Origin of the sequence: Flavobacterium sp. Arc3 (assembly GCF_041431375.1) — a bacterium.
Lineage (GTDB): Bacteria > Bacteroidota > Bacteroidia > Flavobacteriales > Flavobacteriaceae > Flavobacterium.
Window position 1 is genome coordinate 25,090 of record NZ_JASMRI010000005.1, and the last position, 19,956, is coordinate 45,045.

Sequence of the window (19,956 nt, forward strand, 5' to 3'; positions counted from 1 at the left end):
TCGTCTTTCAGAAAACCAACAACCGAGTTTAAATATTATTTTAGTAAATCAGCCACATATGGCATTAAAGCTAAGTGACGTGCTCTCTTAACAGCAACAGACACTTTTCTTTGGTATTTTAATGAAGTTCCTGTTAAACGACGAGGAAGAATTTTTCCTTGTTCGTTTACGAATTTCAATAAGAAATCAGCATCTTTATAATCGATATATTTGATACCTGATTTTTTGAAACGACAATACTTTTTTTGTTTGTTAGTTTCTATGTTCAAAGGCGTAAGATATCTGATATCTCCGTCTTTTTTTCCTGAAGCAGATTGTTGTAGTGTTGCCATGATTTAAGCTTTTGTAGATTTTAATTTTGTTCTTCTTCTTTCAGCCCAAGAAATAGCGTGTTTGTCTAAACTTACAGTTAAAAAACGCATAACTCTTTCGTCACGTCTAAATTCTGTTTCAAAAGCAATTAGAACTTCTCCTGATACATTGAATTCGAATAAGTGATAAAAACCACTTTTTTTGTTTTGAATTTCGTAAGCCATTTTTTTAAGGCCCCAGTCTTCTTTCGATACCATTTCGGCTCCTCTAGTAGTAAGAAAATCTTCAAATTTGCTTACTGTTTCCTTTACCTGAACATCAGATAAAACGGGATTTAAAATGAAAACAGTTTCATAATGATTCATAAATATTTATTTATTTGTTAATTTGGCTGCAAAAATAGTTTTTATTTTTCAATAACCAACACTAATTTCAATTTAATCGACGTACGGTAAAAAAACACCACGAAAATTTAGTTTCATTAAAAAAAAATAATATATTTACTCTTCCAAATCTTAAAGACTAACATTATGAAATTAAATTGTGTTGTTGTAGATGATAGTTCGATTCAACGAATGATCATTTCCAAGTTAGTAAATAATCACCCAAGCTTACACTTAATTGGTGATTTTTCAAATGCTATTGAGGCAAGAAGTTGCATGTCTATTCATAATGTAGACTTAATATTTCTTGATATAGAAATGCCCGTAATTAGTGGTTTTGATTTTTTAGATGGATTAAAAACTAAACCCCAAATTATATTTATTACTTCTAAAGCAGAATATGCTTTAAAAGCATTTGATTATGACGCAACGGATTACCTACAAAAACCGATTGCATTAGATCGCTTTAATGCATCCGTTGTTAGAGCAATGGATTTGCACCTACTTAGAAATGACACCAAGGAAGAAGAAGGAGAACATATATTTATAAAAAGCAATTTAAAAAAATTGAAGATTTTTACTTCAAAAATTAAATGGATTGAAGCTTTTGGTGACTATGTGAGGGTTGTAACAGAAGACGACAGTAATCTGGTCCTTTCTACTATGAAATCTTTTGAAAATGATTTATCGAAAAAGAAATTCGTAAGAGTACATAAATCGTACATCATTAACATCGATAAAGTAGAACGTTTCAATAGTAAATTTGCAGAGATAGGTGTTACCAAAATACCACTAAGTCGAAACAAAAAAGATGATTTAGTAAAAGCACTTTCATTTGTATAAAAAACTAATTTAGTAGAAATCCACGTTTATCGCTACTTTAATTGCTCTGTATTGAGCCACTGAATCAAAACTATTCAACATTTTTTGGATAGTACTCTTGGTACTCACTATCGAAATGGTAGTGGGAATCTTAATTATTATTGTTCTGATATATTCGTTTCTTATTCTGTTTATAGCAGGTTCTTCTGGACCTAATACTGGTATGTTTAGATTTTGACTAATAACTTGATACAACCACAAAGCACCTTCCTTAAGTTTTTCATAATCACGATGCTTTAATGTAATTTTGATAATCCTAAAATAGGGAGGGTATTTATAAATCTGCCTATCATATAATTGTTCCTTATACATCCCTGTATAATCATTCTTTGTAACCTGCTGTATTGTATTGTGATCTGGATTATAGGTTTGAATAATCACTTTTCCTTGTTTTTCTGAGCGTCCTGAGCGCCCTGACACTTGCGTCATCATTTGAAAACTTCTTTCAAAAGCCCTAAAGTCGGGATGATACAACATATTATCCGCATTCATTATTCCTACTAAACTTACGTTATCAAAATCAAGTCCTTTAGCTAACATCTGTGTACCCACAAGAACATCAACTTCCCTGTTTTTAAAACTATCAATTATTTTTTCGAATCCAAATTTACCACGAGTAGTATCCTGATCCATTCTTCCTATTTGATTGTCAGGAAAAAGACTCACTAATTCCTGTTGTATTTGCTCGGTTCCAAAACCCTTAGTAACCAACTCAACACTAGAACAACTGTGACAATGAGTAGGTTTTGCAATAGAATAACCGCAATAATGACAGCGCAGTTGATTTTTATGCTTATGATACGTTAAACTCACATCACATTGTTGGCAATGTGGTACGTGACCACAGGTCATACATTCTACCAGAGGAGAATATCCTCTTCTATTTTGAAACAAAATCACTTGCTCTCCTAATGCAATAGCATTGGTAATTCCCTCGATTAGGGTATCACTAAAATGGCCTTTCATCCTTTTACGGAAATACTTATCTTTTAGATCAACTAATTCGATATCTGGCATCATTACTTTTCCGTAACGTTCCTTGATTTCAACCAAACCATACTTATCAGTACTAGCATTAAAATAGGTTTCAATACTAGGCGTTGCCGAACCTAATAAAACTTTAGCTTTATGGAATTTCGCCAATACCACTGCCGCATCGCGGGCGTGATATCTTGGTGCCGGATCGATTTGTTTGAAGGTTTGCTCGTGTTCTTCATCCACAATAACAAATCCTAAATTAGCAAATGGCAAAAATAGCGCCGACCTTGCTCCTATTACTATTTGAGCTTTTTCAGAATTTTTCAAAACTTGACTCCACACTTCTACGCGCTCATTGTTACTATATTTCGAATGAAAAACAGCCACTTTATTTCCAAAATAAGCTCTTAATCTCCCAACTAATTGTGTGGTAAGAGCAATTTCTGGCAACAAATACAAAACTTGCTTCCCTGTGAGGAGGTACTCCTCTATCAACTTGATATAGATTTCTGTTTTTCCACTAGAAGTTACACCATGTAAAAGACAAACTTCTTTATGAATAAAACTATCTCTTATCCCGTCAAAAGCCTTTTGCTGCACTACACTTAGTTGTAATTCATCTTCCCTAGTCTGTCCGATAAAATTAACACGATCTTCTTGTATATGGTAGTCTTCGAGTATTTCCTTATCAATTAATGCTTTGACCACTGCCGATGTAGAATTGGCTGTATCAACTAGTTTTTTTACAGTAAGTGGTTTCTTTTCGGAAGCAATTAATTGAAAATACGTTAGAACAATTTCTTTTTGTTTGTTGGCATTTTTTAGCGCTTCCAACAATTCCCCTAACCCTTGATTGGATTCATACTTAGAATGCAAACGAATGTATCGCACTAATTTAGGCTTATAACTATCAAGCATTTCCTCTTGAAGCACTAATATGTCTTTGTCAATCAATTTTTGAATGACGGGGAAAATGTTTTTTTTATTTAAGATTAAAATGACATCCTGAACCTTAAGAGACGATTGCTTCTGCAAAGCCTCATAGACCAAAAACTCATCATCAGAAAGCTTGCTTACATCTACGAAAGCATCGGTTTTTTGAGAAATTACCGTTTCACTTTCTAGTAATAATGCACTTGGCATCGCACCGCGATATACATCACCAATAGCACACATATAATAAGATGCAATCCATTGCCAATGCGCAATTTGAATCTCGGTTACAATGGGAAATTCATCAAGTATTTGATGAATTTCTTTAGCATCGTACAATGTGGGTTGATTTTGATGTGTTTCTATCACAAGTGCAGTATACACCTTGCTTTTTCCAAAAGGCACTGCTACACGCATTCCTTTCTTTATATAATGATACTCGGCTTCCGATATACTATACGTGAACGTCTTGGCAAGAGAAAGCGGTAAAATTACTTCGACAAAAAAAAGCATTCTTTAAATATTGGGTATTAATTATAATTACTGTAGCTGCAGCACGTACAAAACAATTTATTTAACTCTATACCAGTACTGGGTTCTTCCCAATAAGGCAAATCCGATATAACCACGAACTTTTAGTTTATCTTTTGATTCTAACGTAATAAAACATTTGTATATTTTTCCAGTTTTAGGATCTAATATTTTTCCAGAGTTATATTCATCTCCATCTTTTGAAAGTCCCTTTATCACCGTTATACCGAGTACAGGCTTATTTGTATCTTCTCCTTCACAGTCAATACAGCGGTCTTTTCTATGACTTGCATCAAAGATTTCAAGTACTTTACCATAAATCTTTCCTGATTTTTCATAAATCTCTACAACCGATTTTTCCTCACCTGATTGATCATCAATTGTTTTCCATTTACCAATAACTCCTTGACCTTGTGCGTAAAACAATGTTGAAACAAATAACAATGCTAATGTGATATTCTTTTTCATATTTCTTTTTTTTTTTAAATTCCCATTAATGAGAAAAATTATTTTTATTTTAGGCGACAACTACCTTAACCACAAGTGATTGATTAGTATAAACTAAAAAAAAAAATAATTTTCATCAAACATACTATAAAATTAGCAAATAACATTTAGATTAATTTAATATTATTTTTTCTTTTCAAGTTATTTATTGCTGCATTTAACTCAAAGCCTAGAAGTAAAACCATGCAATTAATCCAAATATAGAACATCACAATCAACAAAGTACCAATTGAACCATACAGTTGATTGTACTGCGAGAATTGTATAACCCAGATTCCAAAAAAGTAGGAAATAATGATAGTCCAAATTGTTGTAAATACAGAACCAATGGATATGAAAGCTCTTGTTTTGTCATGCTTTGTTCCAAACTTAAAAAGTATTGAAGTCGTAATTAAAATCATAGTTATTAAAAAAACATAGCGCCCCATAACTATCAGCGGAATTTGTTCATTTAATACCTGATGCGCCGTTAGTTTGTGAATAAACACTTCAAAAACAACAATTACACCAACTGTTACCAATAGTAGCATAGATAAAAAAACTGACATTCCTATCGCAATTAAATATTGTCGAAAAAAACCTCTCTTTACCAGTACATGTTTTGAATTTTCAAAACCACCTAAAATAGCATTTAATCCATTTGCCATCAAAAAAATAGACAATATAAAACCCGTAGACAGTAATCCAGAATGACTATTATGGAGTATGTCATTTATTATGTTTTCAATCGCATAAAAAGTATTAGGAGGAACACCTTCAGATACAAACTTCAAGAAATCCTCTTGAAACCCTTCAATAGGAATGTAAGGGATAAGGTTAAGAATAAATAGCGCAAAAGGAAACAAAGCCATAAAAAAACTAAATGCAATAGAACCAGCTCTGTTTGACAAAGCGCCTTCTGCAATACCTATGACGTATAATTCCAATAAATCATAAAGAGATAAGCCAGATAACCACTTTAATTTAATACCCTTTAAATAATGGGCAAAATTACGCAGTAGCGGGATTCTTTCGATTCTTTCTTCAATTTCTTGACTCATTGTATTCAGGTTACAGTTCCGATAACCTTAAAAATTAGGTTATAAAAACAGCTTTTTTTAAATCGCTTTTAAACTCAAATCCATATTATAGACAGAATGCGTTAAAGCACCCGAAGATATATAATTCACGCCACATTCAGCATATGCTCTAAGAGTTTCTTCATTAATGTTTCCAGACGATTCTGTTAAACTTTGATTTCCAATAAAAACTACCGCCTTTCTAGTCATTTCGTAATCAAAATTATCCAACAAAATCCTATAAACTCCTCCGCAAGCAATTATTTCTTTAACCTCATTTAAATCTCTAGCTTCCGCAATAATTTTTAAATCCAGGCCGTTTTCCTTGAGATAAGCTTTTGTTTTGGCTATAGCCAAGGCAATTCCGCCCGCAAAGTCAATGTGGTTGTCTTTAAGCATAACCATATCATACAAGGCAAACCGGTGATTTTCTCCTCCGCCTAGTTTCACTGCCCATTTCTCAGCTACGCGAAATCCAGGTGTTGTTTTACGGGTATCCAGTATTTTGGTATTTGTTCCTTCTAGTAATTTGACATACTTGTTGGTTTTAGTAGCGATGGCTGACATCCTTTGCATGGAGTTCAATACCATTCTTTCTGCTTTAAGGATTGACTGTGAACTACCTGAAACATGAAACACTACATCACCGTATTTTACCAGCGTACCATCGACTATAAAAGTTTCTACCGTTAAATTTGGATCTACGTAGTGAAATATCATTTTGGCAAATTCGACACCGGCAATAATCCCGTCATCTTTGACCAATAATTTTGCTTTACCTTCTGCCGAAGCAGGAATACAAGCCAGTGAGCTATAGTCTCCTTCACCGACATCTTCCCGGATGGCATTTACAATTAGTATCTGTAACTCGTTTTGAAATTGTGCTTCGCTGATCATCTTATAAAAATTTTACATAATGCTAAAGTAGGTTATTTTTGTCAAATTTAAAATTTGTTTCACAGCCAATTTAAGAACTACCCCCGAAAACGAAAGCGGCAAAAGCGTTATAAAAACATACAGTACCGTTTTGAAATACTTAACCATTAATCCATAACTACTACTTTTACAAGAGAGAACATAGTTTTTTTTCAACTTCATATTTCACACTATGAAAGTATCAACATGTCCAAAAAAAACGCTCTATAATTTGCAATTAAAAAACGAATTATAAGTGCGAATTTAGTACTTTTATTTTTTTACAAAAAACTTATAAAATTTAAATTAAACTATTGAGACAGAGTATTTTTAAATTCCTTAAATAAGAAATAAATACCTAACAAGATACTATAATCAGCTTACAATGAGATTTTTTAAAATTACACTATATCTATTTTCCTTTTTGGTCATTCTTACGGTACTTCTCCCATTAATAAAAAAAGACTATTGGGTTTTCCGTGTTTTTGATTACCCTAGGTTACAAAAATTTGTAATTGTAGGGTCGCTTATTGCAATCTGGTTGCTATTTTTTAGAAATACAAAATTAGTTCTCGATTGGGGTATTATTATTTTTTTAGCACTAACTTTTCTACATCTTTTTTATGTAATTCTTCCTTTTACCTTCCTGAGTAAAACGATGATTGACCGCGTAAAAGCACCAAACCAAGAAACATTAAACCTTCTTGTTTCTAATATTTACCAATACAATAAGAGTTATTCCAAACTCATAACAGTTATAAAAAAAAGAAATCCAGATGTGGTTTTTTTAGTCGAAACTGATCAAAAATGGCTGGATGCCGTAATAGAACTTCGAGCAGAGTATCCATATTATATTGAAATACCTAAAGAAAATACCTACGGCCTACTCTTTTACAGCAAACTTCCCATAAAAAAAACACAAATCAACTATCTGATTGATAATGAAATACCTTCCATCATTGTAGATCTAGAATTTGACTCGCAAATTGTTAGAATCTATGGTTTACACCCTACCCCACCAGTTCCACAAGAAAATAAATTCAGCACTGACCGAGATGCCGAAATTTTAATGGTAGGAAAAATGGCTAAAGATTATGAAGACCCTTGTTTAGTTATAGGTGACATGAATGATGTCGCTTGGAGTTACACTACCAAATTATTCCTGAAAACCAGTGAATTAATGGATCCTCGACGTGGACGCGGAATGTACAGTACTTTTAATGCTAAAAAATGGTTGCTCCGGTGGCCATTAGATCACTATTTTTTAAGCAGTCATTTTAGACTCGTTTCAATGAATGTGGAGAAATCAATCGACTCCGATCATTTTCCTATAAGCATAAGCCTTATTATATCTAAAAAAGATGAATCTGATAAAATGACAGCTGACGAAGAGGATAAAGCCTTGGCTAATAAAAAAATTAATGCCGGAATAAATGGGGAACCACTCTAATTCTATAATTTATTAAAACTTATTGTACTAACAGTAATAATAAAACAGGAACACTAATTCATTTTAGTTATTTCATTAAATATGTATTAATTTAGTCCAAAACCTCCATTTATGAACGAAAACGTACTATTTGCAATCAAACGTCTCAAAGAAAAACTATGGTTTAGACCTCTTATTTTTTGTGTTCTTTCTATCATAGCCGCCCTAATTGCCCAAGTAGCCGATAGTACCGGTCTTCACGAATTGGTCCCTAAAATTAACAAAGATTCTCTAGAATCACTACTAAATAACATATCAGCAAGCATGTTGGTCATTTCCATTTTTGCAGTGGGTTCGATGATTTCAGCATTTTCTGCAGCTAGTAATACGGCTACTCCACGCTCTTTTAAACTAATTATTGCCGATGATGTTTCGAAAAATGCTCTTTCTGTTTTCATAGGCTCTTTTATCTATAGCATAGTTGCCACAGTAGCTTTAAAAAATGGCTACTACGGCATAGCAGGAAATTTTACTTTATTTGTCTTCACCTTACTGTTTTTCGCATTAGTTATTCTTACTTTTTTACGATGGGTAGAGCGTATTTCTCGATTGGGGCGTATGGGACATACTATTAAATTAGTAGAAAATGCTACTGCAAATGCGATAGAAAACCGATTAGCTTCGCCTACCCTATATGGATTAGCTATTAATCCGCATCAAGAGCAAGGGATCGCCGTTTATAGCCAAATTACGGGCTATGTCCAGCAATTATATATCTCTAAATTACAGGAAATTGCAGAAAAATTAGATGCCATAATTACCATAAATGCACTTCCTGGAAGTTTTTCCTCCATAGACAAACCATTATTTTATATATCGTTAAAAAAAAGCACAACAACAGAGACTGATTACAATGAAATGAGGAAAGCATTTATAATAGGCGATATGCGGTATTTTGACGAAGACCCCCGTTTTGGGCTCATCACTTTAAGCGAAATTGCAAGTCGTGCTCTCTCTCCTGCTGTCAATGATCCTGGTACTGCAATACAAATAATTAGCAGTTATGTGCGTTTATTTACTTTGTGGGCTGAACCGGTTCATTCAAAGAAAGAAGAAAAAAATCGTTACGATCGTATCTCGGTTCCAGAACTTGCAATTTCAGACCTATTTGAAGATGCATTCAGACCTATAGCCAGAGACGGTGCTGGAAACATTGAAGTGATGATCCGACTTCAAAAAGCCTTTAGCACTCTATATTCCATCGATAATCCGGCTATAAAAATAGCGGCTCTGCATAATTCTTATCAAGCTTTTGAAAGGGCAGAAAGAGAAATGAAATTTAACGGAGATCTTAGCCTACTAAAAAACGAGAGTTTATTTACACAACAACTATAAAGACACACTGTTTTTAATACCTTCAACAGAACTAATTTATGCTGCACCGACCTACTAGATATCATAAAATCATTTTTCTTTCGATATGTAATCAAGCTATATTAGGTTTTTCTATTGGAAAAATAAAGACCTTAGTGATAGGTATTTTATTTCTATTTGCTTCGACGGCATCGTTCTCACAAAATGATAGTATTAATAAGCAAAATGATTCCATAAATACTTCCCTAATTCAGGCATTCAACAAAAAGCTGTCTATTATTGAAGCGCAACGTCTTACTGATTCTATCAAAAAAGTGGCGTTAGAAAAGCAACTACTTTCTTTAAAAACAACCGATAATCTTAAAAAGGAAGACTTAGAAAAACAGTTGCTGGCGTTGCACGAAAAAGACTCACTACGTCTTACTGAAAAAAAAGCACAAATTGATTCAATGCGCCTTACAGCTAAAGGATATCCAGTTAACGGATTTTTTAATGACACCTTATTTCATGTTTACACTAAACTAGGTAGCTTCTCAGCTAAGGAAAGGGCCGATGCTATTAGCGTTCGAATAAAAAATCTTGCAGATCAATTTGGTTTTAGTTCCAATTCCATCCATATTGATGAAACAGAAACAACCTTAGATTTAGTGAATGGCGAAAGCATCATCATGAGTATTTCTGAAAATGATGCGCTTTGGAACAATAAATCAAAACAGGAATTAGCTAAGAAATACAAAGGATTAATTAGCGCTGCTATTATCAAATACAAAAGCGAAACCAGCTTAGCTACATTAGCTAAAGAAATTGGCTTGGCTTTACTTGTCTTGATTATCATGTTTGTATTGATTTCCTATTTAAAAAAGTTTTTTAATTGGATAGCATTTAAAATCAAGTTTCAGGAAGGTAAACGCATCCACGGGATAAAAATCAGGAACTTTATTTTATTTGACGCCAAGCAACAAGTTAATGCATTATTGAATGCCAATACGATTCTAAAGTGGTTATTAATCGCATTACTTGTTTATATAGCCTTACCTATTCTCTTCGGAATTTTCCCATGGACCAAAGGCTTTGCTGCAACGCTTTTTGGCTATATCTTAAATCCTCTTAAAAAAATAGGTATCGGTTTTTGGAATTACCTGCCTAATTTAATTACGATATTAGTCATAATTTTCGTGTTTCGTTATGTATTAAAAGGGATTAAGTTCCTTAAAAACGAAATTGAAAAAGGGAATTTAGAATTACCTGGATTTTTTCCAGATTGGGCTAATCCTACCTATCAAATCATAAGAGTAATTGTATTTGCTTTTATGGTTGTTGTGATTTTTCCCTATCTTCCCGGAAGTGATTCACCTGTATTTCAAGGTGTTTCTGTTTTCTTGGGTTTCCTTTTCACCTTTGGTTCAGCGGGGTCACTTTCGAATATTATAGCTGGTTTGATCCTCACGTATATGCGCTTATTTAAAATTGGGGACCGTGTGAAAATTGGCGAAGTAGTAGGTGACGTAATCGAAAAATCATTATTGGTCACCCGAATAAGAACGATTAAAAACGAAATCATCTCTATTCCGAACTCGGCCGTAATGAGCAGCCATACAATCAATTATAGTAGCGATGCTCCAGAAAAAGGTTTAATTATTCACTCCACAGTAACTATTGGCTACGATGTACCCTGGAAGGACATGCATCAGGCTTTGATCGATGCGGCTTCAAAAACACCCTTAGTTTTACAAGAACCTAAACCATTTGTGCTGCAAACGAGCCTAGATGATTTCTACGTATCTTATGAGATTAATGCGTATATCAAAGAGCCTAACAAGCAAGCGGTAATCTACTCTGATTTACATCAAAACATTCAGGATGTATGCAACGAAAGAGGAATTGAAATCATGTCGCCGCATTATCGTGCAGCAAGAGATGGAAGTAGAACCACTATTCCTGAAAATTATTTGGACAAAGAATATCAAGCACCTCCCTTTAATGTGACATTGAAAAAAGAGTAATTTATAACGACTATTTTTTTTATACGCTAAATCGCTTATCTTTGCCAGCAATTTATTCTGAATAACATATTTGGCATAAATATAGTGCTATGCAAACTATAATTCAGACTCTCAAACTGGATTCGTTTGCTGCAATTTTACCGATAATTATCGGAACCACAAAAACAGATATTATGAAATTAATTTATACGCTTCTTTTTTCGGCAATGCTGAATCTAAGCTACTCACAATCTCCTAGCGTTTATTTAGAGAAAATTAGAAATAATGAAGCTGAACTGACAGCTTTCTTTTCCCAAATGCCAAAAGGAGGTGATCTACACCACCATTTTAGTGGTTCCATCTATGCCGAACCAATGTTAGAAGATGCAATAACCGAAAATCTTTACTTGAATACTGCCACTATGGAGGTACTTAAGGAAAAACCAGCCACTGGAACCTGGGAGAAATTCTCTGCGATAAATAATCGAGGTGAACTGGGTATTTACAAACAAAAAATAATGGAAAAATGGTCGGTAAAAGATTATAACCACGTGAGTTATCCTTCAGATAAGTTATTTTTTGAGTCTTTTGGCAAGTTTAGTCCAGCAATTGCAGGTCATTTTGGCGAAGGTTTATTGGAACTAAAAAATAGAGCAATTAAGGAAAACGTGAGTTATATCGAAACCGAATTCTCCACCATCCCTTCTAAAATTAATACTGCTGACCTATCTGCTTTCAATACACAATTACGATTATTAGCAAATGCTAAGGACGAAAAAGGAGTTAAAGCACTTCTTGACATTCTTTACGAAACGATGCTAAAAAGAGACGCAGCAGCAGATGCAAAGGATTTTAATGTAAACTTTGTAACTAAACTACATACCGATTTGAAAATTGACGATAAAAAATTCACAATGCGTTATCAAAATTTTGTGTTGCGTTTTATGGAACCAGTGGATCTCTTCAAAAACTTAGTAGTCGCTTTTATCTCTGCAGATAGTAGTCCGTTAATGGCTGGTGTTAACATTGTTTCTCCAGAAGATGGTGAAACGTCCATGAAGGATTATTGGTTACACATGGTGATGTTTAACTATTGCCATTCTCATTACCCTAATGTAAAATACTCAATGCACGCAGGCGAACTTACCTTAGGACTAGTTCAACCAGAAGACCTAACATCACATATCAACGATGCTGTTTATACGGCTGGAGCAAATCGAATTGGGCACGGAGTTGATATTGCTTACGAAGGTAAATCATACGAGTTGTTGCGTTATATGGCAAAAAATAAGATAGCTATCGAAATTAACCTAGTCAGTAATGAATTCATTTTAAGAGTTAAAGAAAACCGCCATCCTATTTCATTGTATCGCGCATTTGGCGTTCCCATCGTTATCAGTACAGATGATGCCGGAATATTAAGATCTAATATGACCGAACAATATGTTTTATTGGCCAAGAGATACAAAGAGATATCCTATGCTGATATCAAGCAATACGTGTACAACAGTATTAATTACAGTTTTATCAAAGACGAATCCGTAAAGAAACAATTATTGAAAGATCTTGATTTGAGATTTAAAACTTTTGAGGCTAATTTTCCTTTATAACAATCTGTCATCGCATACCTATTTTCTAATTTTAATTAATAAATTATGATTCTAGAAACCGCAATACTTTATATAAAGAAAGGGAAAGAGAAACAATTTGAACATGATTTTAAAATTGCGGGACAGTACATCAGTGCGATTGATGGGTATCTTGGACATAGTTTAAGAAAGTGTGTCGAGCACGAAAACAAGTATTTACTTCTTGTGGATTGGGAAAAGCTGGAAGATCATGTCATTGGTTTTAGAACATCAGTCGAGTATTTAGAATGGAAAAAATTACTCCACGATTATTACGATCCATTTCCCGTTGTAGAGCATTACGAAATTATTTTAGAAAAGATAAAATTAGCTTAATTAAAAAGTGATTTAACACCATACTGAGTCTTTAGCAACGTCCCTAATAAAATTGAAAATGAATATCAAATTAATAGCCATTGGCAAAACCGATAATAAAGCATTACAATCCTTGATTGACGACTATACCAAGAGATTGTCTTTTTATATCAAATTTGACCTAGAGGTTATTCCAGATATCAAAAACGTTAAAAATTTATCTGAAAGCCAACAAAAGGAGAAAGAAGGTGAATTGATTTTGTCAAAAATTACTGCTACCGACCAATTGATTCTATTAGACGAAAATGGAAAAAACTTTTCTAGTGTAGGTTTCTCTGAAGAATTGCAAAAGAAAATGAATTCTGGAGTCAAAACTTTAGTATTTGTAATTGGTGGGCCTTATGGATTTTCTGATACGGTCTACGCCAAAGCACAAGGAAAAATATCACTTTCATTAATGACATTCTCACATCAAATGGTACGTTTGTTTTTTATCGAACAATTGTATCGCGGGTTTACGATTTTGAAAAACGAGCCTTATCATCATCAGTAAAGAAAAATATACAGTGATTAGTTTTTAGCTATAAAGCACAATGTCTTTTAATAGATAAACTCCTCGCTATTATTGTCCAGTTTTAAACTTTCAATGAAAATCTTATTTTGAATGTACATTCCATAACTCATGTTTTTGTCAAACATAAAAATAAAATTGTTAGCTAATTCTTTAGGCAATACCGTAGTAAACATCTCTTTAATTTTTTCTCTTTCAACGACACTATTTTCAATTAAAACTTCATTGCTTTTATCAAAATAGATAATCGTTCCTAGTGGCTTTTCCATTTTATAATACACTTTCGTGAAAGGAATAAAAGCCATATTCTTCCCTATTGTATCGGCATAGGAGTAATAATTTTCGGCTTTTTCGTTTTTATGGGCTTTCTCTTTACGTTTCTTGTCTTGTAATTTCATTACCTCAGGAATAACTAATTTCAACGGCAAACGCTTATCAATATTTAAAATCCAATTGGTTGTAATTATGCTGTTTTTTCGGTTGACTTCTGCCAAAGTATCTTTGCCGCTTGTTCTAAAAAAAATATAAATTGCAGAATGATCAATAACATCACTTACCACAGTAACATTCGATTTTGGCAATAAGATATCTTCTTTACTTCCGCAAGACACTAATAGAAAAATGATAACTAAACTTAAATATTTCATATGTAGATATTATTTATTTATTTTTTAAAATAACAGAAAAATGATTCCGATTTTTGGTTTTTATTTGAGTAATTGAAATTCGTTGTGCACTTATTGATTAGTGCTTACATCGAATTACCGTTATTCTCTTAATCCGCTTATAAATTAACTTTTTTCCAAAGTTGAACGCACTCCACTGCTTCTTTCACATCGTGAACCCGGAGAATAGTAGCTCCTTTAGATAACGCAATTGTATTTAAAACTGTAGTTCCGTTTAAAGCTTCTTTTGCACTGGAATTCAATTGTTTGTAAATCATGGATTTTCTTGATACCCCAACTAATAATGGTAATTCTAACAGTTGAAATAATTCTGTTTTTCTTAGTACTTCATAGTTTTGGTCAATTGTTTTTGCAAAGCCAAAGCCAGGATCAATAATCAAATCGTTGATACCTAAACTCCTCGCCTTATTAATTTTTTCTGAAAAATAAAACAACATTTCTTTGACAATATCATCATAGTTTGTCATTCCTTGCATCGTTTGTGGCGTACCGCGCATGTGCATCATTATATACGGAACTTTATATTTGGCAATAATTTCAAACATCGCATCATCCATATTTCCAGCCGAAATATCATTTATTATCGCAGCACCATTTTCAATGCAGGCTTTGGCTACTTCACTTCTAAAAGTATCTATCGAAAGTAACGCATCAGGAAAATTTTTCAAGATTATTTGAATTGCAGGAATGATTCTGCCTAGTTCTTCTTCTTCAGAAACGAATTCTGCATTAGGTTTACTAGAATAGGCGCCTATATCAATGAAAGTAGCCCCATCGTTTATCATTTTATTGACTTGAGATAATAATTCCCTTTCGTCATTGTACCTTCCTCCATCAAAAAACGAATTGGGAGTCACATTCAAAATCCCCATTACTTTAGGGGTCGATAAATCGATAAGCTGTCCTTTACAGTTAATTGTCATTAAATCATTGTTTAAGGTTTTCCTTGTTTAAAGTTTTCTATGTTTAAAGATTAAAGTTGTTCAAATGCAAAACTCAACTATTCCATTAACTTTAAACCTGAAACTTTAAACCTTTTAAAATTAATTCCTATTTTTGAAGAAATTTTAGACAAATATACATCAATAATGAAGAATACTTCTCAAGAATATGATAACGTAATTGCGATTTGTCGTTCGCTATTTATCAATAAAATGACCGATTACGGTAGTGCATGGCGTATATTACGATTACCTTCATTAACGGATCAAATCTTCATAAAAGCACAAAGAATACGTAGTTTACAGGAAAATGAGGTTCGAAAAGTAAACGAAGATGAAACCGGTGAATTCATCGGGATCATCAATTATTCGATAATGGCTTTAATCCAATTGGAATTAGGAATAGCAGTTCAACCTGATTTAGAAGTCAAAAAAGCAACTGAATTATATGATGCTAAAGTCAAACTGACCAAAGAATTAATGGAAAACAAAAATCATGATTATGGTGAAGCTTGGCGCGAGATGCGTGTGAGTTCACTAACAGACCTGATTTTGCAAAAATTACTTCGAGTAAAACAAATAGAAGACAACAAAGGAAAAACAATTGTATCAGAAGGGATAGATGCTAATTATCAAGACATGATTAACTATTCTATTTTCGCTTTAATATTAATGGGTTTCAGTAAATAAAAAAAACATAAAAATGAAAAACATAATTACTCAATTTTCTAGAATATTCGTTGGCTTACTTTTCATCATTTCAGGATTAATAAAACTAAACGACCCAGTAGGTTTCTCTTATAAACTGGCTGAATATTTTAGCGAACCCGTTTTTAATATTCCGTTTTTAGTTCCCTTTGCACTAGGCTTGGCTCTATTTTTAGTCATTGTCGAAGTCGTTCTTGGAGTCATGCTTCTTATAGGTTACAAATCTAAATTTACGATCGGGAGTTTATTGCTTATGATTGTATTTTTTACATTCTTAACGTTCTACTCTGCTTATTTCGATGTAGTAAAAGATTGTGGTTGTTTTGGTGATGCCTTGCATTTAACACCTTGGGAATCTTTTACTAAGGATATTGTTTTATTATTCTTTATCCTTATTTTATTCATTAATCAAAAATTAGTAAAACCGCTTTTTGCAAATAGCGCCCAAAACATAATAGCCTATGCCAGCATCATCTTATGTATGTTTATGGCGGTATGGGTACTTAATCATTTACCTCTAATTGACTTTCGCCCTTATAAAGTGGGAACTAATATCCAAAAAGGAATGGAAATTCCTGAAGGTGCACCAAAATCAGTTGTAGAAATGATTTTTATCTATAACGTAAATGGAGTAAATACTGAGTTTTCAACCGATGATTTGATGAATCTCCCTGAAGGAGCCGATTTCGTTGACCGGAAAGATAAAATAATCACCGAAGGTTATGTGCCTCCTATTCATGATTTCACAATGATGAAAGACGATTCAGACTATAAAGACGAGTTTTTAGCAGAGCCTAAATTACTGATGTTTGTTACTTATGACTTAACTATTGCTGAAGAAGGCGGTATGGAAAAACTGGAAAAACTAAGCCAGGACGCGAAGGCCAAAGGATATAAAGTAATTGGAATGACGAACTCTGCCGTAGAAGAAATCGAAAAAGCTAAAAAGAAATATGGCCTTACTTTTGATTTCTATACTTGTGACGCAATCGCTTTAAAAACGATTGAAAGAGCTAACCCAAGTATTGTAGTTCTAGAAAAAGGAACTGTGAAACAAAAAGTGCATTACAACGATATTAAAGATTTGAAATTATAAGTAAACCCGAATCCTAAAATACGGAAGATAAAGTATGCTTTAACTTCAATATTTAAACATTTAACCGTAGACAAAATAACATGCTGAAATACTTTTTAAATAAGTTCGGATATGCACTACTTACCCTTTATGGAGTGATTACGGTCATTTTCTTTTTATTTAATGTTTTGCCCGGAGATCCAGCAAGAATGATGTTGGATCAAAATGAAAATTCAGAGCAATTGGCATTGATTAAAAAAAAATATGGCTTTGACAAACCAATTTCTACCCAATATTTATATTACCTAAATGACCTCTCCCCTATTTCCTTACACAGTAAAAACGAATCAGATTATACTTATTTGAGTGAAGAAAAATACAATGCGACACAATTATTTAGTTTCTCCAATTTAAATTTAGTGATCAAAGCTCCCTATTTGAGAGAAAGTTTTCAGAAAAGCGGAAAGAAAGTATCAGAAATCATTGGAAACACATTACCCAGTACAGCGATATTGGCATTTTTTGCCATTGTAATCGCTATTGTTTTTGGTATTCTGTTTGGAATCATTTCAGCGCTGCATAAAGATACATGGATCGATCGTTTGATTGCGCTTGTAAGTACACTCGGTATGAGTATTCCTTCCTTTTTTAGCGCGATTTTATTTGCTTGGCTATTTGGTTTTGTATTACAAAAATACACCCATTTAAATATGACAGGAAGTTTGTATGAAGTAGATGATTTTGGTGAAGGCAGCTATATCCAATGGAAAAGCATTATTTTGCCCGCAGTAGTATTAGGAATACGTCCGCTGGCAGTTGTAATTCAACTAATGCGTAACTCCTTATTGGAAACATTTGGTCAGGATTATATCCGTACTGCAAGAGCTAAGGGACTTTCTGAATATCAAATCATTAGAAAACATGCTTTAAAGAACTCCTTAAATCCTGTCGTTACGGCTATTTCTGGATGGTTTGCCTCGATGCTAGCTGGTGCGGTATTTGTTGAATTTATTTTTGGATGGAATGGATTAGGAAAAGAAATAGTGGAAGCGTTAAACAATCTAGACTTGCCTGTAATAATGGGTTCAGTACTAGTTATTTCGACCACATTCGTCATTATTAACATCCTTGTAGATATTATTTATGCCTATCTAGATCCTAAAATTAGGCTTTCCTAACACTCAAAATTTGATTTTCGAGTAGTTTTTTAGATAAAATCAGTAATAAGGTTATTCCAAAAATTATTTTAAGTCCAACTATTACGATTTCATTTCTGATTTTATAACAAATTAGCATGGTTTTGTTATTTTAAAAGGTGTAATTCAATTTTTCTTAATCTATATGCCCTATTTAGAATGTTTGTTTAACTTTGTTAAAAATAAAAAAATGAAAAAAATATTTGCTTTATTAGTCGGTTTCTTAACATTTTCCTGTTCCAATTCAAATACAGATAAAACCGCGTTTTCTAAAGAAGCGTTATCAGAAACATTACTGGCCACTGATGGAAGTCAGGTAGCTTTTCAAGATGTTTTAAAGAAACACGAAGGAAAAACGGTGGTCATAGAAATTTGGGCCTCGTGGTGTAGCGACTGTGTAAAAGCAATGCCAAAAATAAAAAAACTACAAGCAAATAATCCTGACGTAGATTATGTATTTATCTCAATGGATAAAGCAGCTGATAAGTGGAAAGCAGGCATCGATAAACACGAACTTAAAGGGGATCATTTTATGGCCAATGACCAAATGGAAGGTGTCTTCGCAAAAGCAATTAATTTAGATTGGATTCCGAGGTACATCATTGTAGACAAAACTGGTAAAATCGTTTTATATAGAGCGATAGAAACTGATTTTGATAAAATCAACGAAACGTTAGCTGACTTAAAATAATAGTATTTCGAAAAAGAACTAAAAATAAAGAACTAAATAACACAAATTGAAATGAGAAAAAAGATAGTTGCAGGAAACTGGAAGATGCATAAAAATGCTGAGCAAACTGAAGATTTATTAAATGAATTGATCGATAAAATGCCTTTTGAAACCGAAGTGCAAATAATTGTAGCTCCTACTTTCATTAATCTAGCTACAGCGGTTGATCATTTAGAGTTCGTTGCTATTGATGTTGCTGCCCAAAATATGCATCAAGCAGAAGCTGGTGCATTTACAGGAGAAATATCTGCTGATATGTTGCAAAACGTTGGTGTGAATATTGTAATTCTTGGACATTCAGAACGCAGAGCAATTTTTAATGAAACGGATGCCTTAATTGCAAACAAAGTAAATACTGCTTTAGAGCATGACATGACTGTAATTTTTTGTTTTGGCGAAGAATTGAAAGACCGTCAATCTAAAAATCATTTCAATGTAGTAGAAAATCAATTGAGAGATGGATTATTCAACATTCAAGCTTCAGATTGGGGAAATATTGTTTTGGCATACGAACCAGTATGGGCTATCGGAACAGGCGAAACTGCATCTCCAGATCAAGCACAAGAAATGCATGAGTTCATTAGACAAACAGTTCAAAAAGCTTACGGGAGCGATATCGCTGACGAAGTTTCTATTCTTTATGGAGGAAGTGTAAAACCAGAAAACGCCCAAGAAATTTTCTCTAAACCAGATGTAGACGGTGGTCTTATAGGTGGTGCAGCTTTAAAATCAGATGATTTCATAGCAATTGTGAATGCAATTTAAACTGATTCTTTAATATAATAGGAAAGGCGGTAATTGAATTTACCGCCTTTTTTTATT

The 19,956-nt window shown here is 33.2% G+C and carries 20 protein-coding genes; 12 read left to right on the top strand and 8 right to left on the bottom strand.

Annotated features, from left to right (window positions below):
- Positions 1-35 precede the first annotated feature (35 nt).
- Together rpsR and rpsF are read right to left on the bottom strand one after the other, a co-directional pair.
- On the bottom strand, positions 36-332 hold the full coding sequence (gene rpsR / locus QO200_RS04710; RefSeq protein ID WP_066077030.1) for a 30S ribosomal protein S18: 297 nt from the start codon (positions 330-332) through the stop codon (positions 36-38).
- Positions 333-335: 3 nt separating this feature from the next.
- On the bottom strand, positions 336-677 hold the full coding sequence (rpsF, locus tag QO200_RS04715; protein WP_371536996.1) for a 30S ribosomal protein S6: 342 nt from the start codon (positions 675-677) through the stop codon (positions 336-338).
- 165 nt (positions 678-842) lie between these two features.
- On the opposite strand from rpsF, the gene QO200_RS04720 reads away from it, so the two are divergent.
- Positions 843-1,538 (top strand): LytR/AlgR family response regulator transcription factor, encoded by a 696-nt coding sequence (locus QO200_RS04720; protein WP_371536999.1) that lies wholly within the window; start codon positions 843-845, stop codon positions 1,536-1,538.
- 9 nt (positions 1,539-1,547) lie between these two features.
- Here the strand turns inward: QO200_RS04720 and priA are convergent, their stop codons facing one another.
- The 4 genes from priA to nadC form a co-directional block, all read right to left on the bottom strand.
- On the bottom strand, positions 1,548-4,001 hold the full coding sequence (gene priA, locus QO200_RS04725) for a primosomal protein N' (RefSeq protein WP_371537002.1): 2,454 nt from the start codon (positions 3,999-4,001) through the stop codon (positions 1,548-1,550).
- Between the two features lie 57 nt (positions 4,002-4,058).
- Positions 4,059-4,487 carry a DUF2147 domain-containing protein gene (locus tag QO200_RS04730; RefSeq protein ID WP_371537004.1) on the bottom strand — a complete coding sequence of 143 codons (429 nt, stop codon included), beginning with the start codon at positions 4,485-4,487 and terminating at the stop codon, positions 4,059-4,061.
- 146 nt (positions 4,488-4,633) lie between these two features.
- Positions 4,634-5,566: a YihY/virulence factor BrkB family protein gene (locus tag QO200_RS04735; RefSeq protein WP_371537007.1), complete on the bottom strand. Its 933-nt coding sequence runs from the start codon at positions 5,564-5,566 to the stop codon at positions 4,634-4,636.
- A gap of 57 nt (positions 5,567-5,623) precedes the next feature.
- Positions 5,624-6,481 carry a carboxylating nicotinate-nucleotide diphosphorylase gene (gene nadC, locus QO200_RS04740; RefSeq protein WP_371537009.1) on the bottom strand — a complete coding sequence of 286 codons (858 nt, stop codon included), beginning with the start codon at positions 6,479-6,481 and terminating at the stop codon, positions 5,624-5,626.
- Between the two features lie 403 nt (positions 6,482-6,884).
- On the opposite strand from nadC, the gene QO200_RS04745 reads away from it, so the two are divergent.
- The 6 genes from QO200_RS04745 to rlmH all read left to right on the top strand — a co-directional run bounded on the left by QO200_RS04745 (position 6,885) and on the right by rlmH (position 13,780).
- Positions 6,885-7,949, top strand: a complete 1,065-nt coding sequence (locus QO200_RS04745; protein WP_371537012.1) for an endonuclease/exonuclease/phosphatase family protein — start codon at positions 6,885-6,887, stop codon at positions 7,947-7,949.
- 111 nt (positions 7,950-8,060) lie between these two features.
- Entirely contained in the window at positions 8,061-9,323 is a 1,263-nt protein-coding gene (locus tag QO200_RS04750) for a DUF2254 domain-containing protein (protein WP_371537015.1), read from the top strand.
- Positions 9,324-9,361: 38 nt separating this feature from the next.
- Positions 9,362-11,305 (top strand): mechanosensitive ion channel family protein, encoded by a 1,944-nt coding sequence (locus tag QO200_RS04755; protein ID WP_371537018.1) that lies wholly within the window; start codon positions 9,362-9,364, stop codon positions 11,303-11,305.
- 89 nt (positions 11,306-11,394) lie between these two features.
- Positions 11,395-12,894, top strand: a complete 1,500-nt coding sequence (locus QO200_RS04760; protein WP_371537020.1) for an adenosine deaminase — start codon at positions 11,395-11,397, stop codon at positions 12,892-12,894.
- A gap of 45 nt (positions 12,895-12,939) precedes the next feature.
- A complete protein-coding gene (locus QO200_RS04765) occupies positions 12,940-13,248 on the top strand; it encodes an antibiotic biosynthesis monooxygenase (RefSeq protein WP_371537022.1) in 309 nt (102 codons plus the stop codon).
- 58 nt (positions 13,249-13,306) lie between these two features.
- A complete protein-coding gene (gene rlmH / locus QO200_RS04770) occupies positions 13,307-13,780 on the top strand; it encodes a 23S rRNA (pseudouridine(1915)-N(3))-methyltransferase RlmH (protein ID WP_371537025.1) in 474 nt (157 codons plus the stop codon).
- Positions 13,781-13,827: 47 nt separating this feature from the next.
- Here the strand turns inward: rlmH and QO200_RS04775 are convergent, their stop codons facing one another.
- Both QO200_RS04775 and folP read right to left on the bottom strand, forming a co-directional pair.
- Complete coding sequence (locus tag QO200_RS04775; RefSeq protein ID WP_371537027.1) at positions 13,828-14,445, bottom strand: hypothetical protein; 618 nt, start codon at positions 14,443-14,445, stop codon at positions 13,828-13,830.
- 137 nt (positions 14,446-14,582) lie between these two features.
- Complete coding sequence (gene folP / locus QO200_RS04780; RefSeq protein ID WP_371537030.1) at positions 14,583-15,407, bottom strand: dihydropteroate synthase; 825 nt, start codon at positions 15,405-15,407, stop codon at positions 14,583-14,585.
- Positions 15,408-15,572: 165 nt separating this feature from the next.
- Between folP and QO200_RS04785 the strand changes: the two genes are divergently transcribed.
- The 5 genes from QO200_RS04785 to tpiA all read left to right on the top strand — a co-directional run bounded on the left by QO200_RS04785 (position 15,573) and on the right by tpiA (position 19,899).
- Positions 15,573-16,115 (top strand): DUF1599 domain-containing protein, encoded by a 543-nt coding sequence (locus tag QO200_RS04785; RefSeq protein ID WP_371537032.1) that lies wholly within the window; start codon positions 15,573-15,575, stop codon positions 16,113-16,115.
- Between the two features lie 13 nt (positions 16,116-16,128).
- On the top strand, positions 16,129-17,229 hold the full coding sequence (locus tag QO200_RS04790) for a BT_3928 family protein (RefSeq protein ID WP_371537034.1): 1,101 nt from the start codon (positions 16,129-16,131) through the stop codon (positions 17,227-17,229).
- Between the two features lie 80 nt (positions 17,230-17,309).
- Positions 17,310-18,386, top strand: coding sequence for an ABC transporter permease (locus tag QO200_RS04795; RefSeq protein WP_371537037.1), 1,077 nt, complete (start codon positions 17,310-17,312; stop codon positions 18,384-18,386).
- Positions 18,387-18,594: 208 nt separating this feature from the next.
- Positions 18,595-19,095 (top strand): TlpA family protein disulfide reductase, encoded by a 501-nt coding sequence (locus QO200_RS04800; protein ID WP_371537039.1) that lies wholly within the window; start codon positions 18,595-18,597, stop codon positions 19,093-19,095.
- Between the two features lie 51 nt (positions 19,096-19,146).
- The gene (tpiA, locus tag QO200_RS04805; protein ID WP_371537041.1) at positions 19,147-19,899 is read left to right on the top strand and encodes a triose-phosphate isomerase; all 753 of its coding nucleotides are present in this window, start codon (positions 19,147-19,149) and stop codon (positions 19,897-19,899) included.
- Positions 19,900-19,956 lie beyond the last annotated feature (57 nt).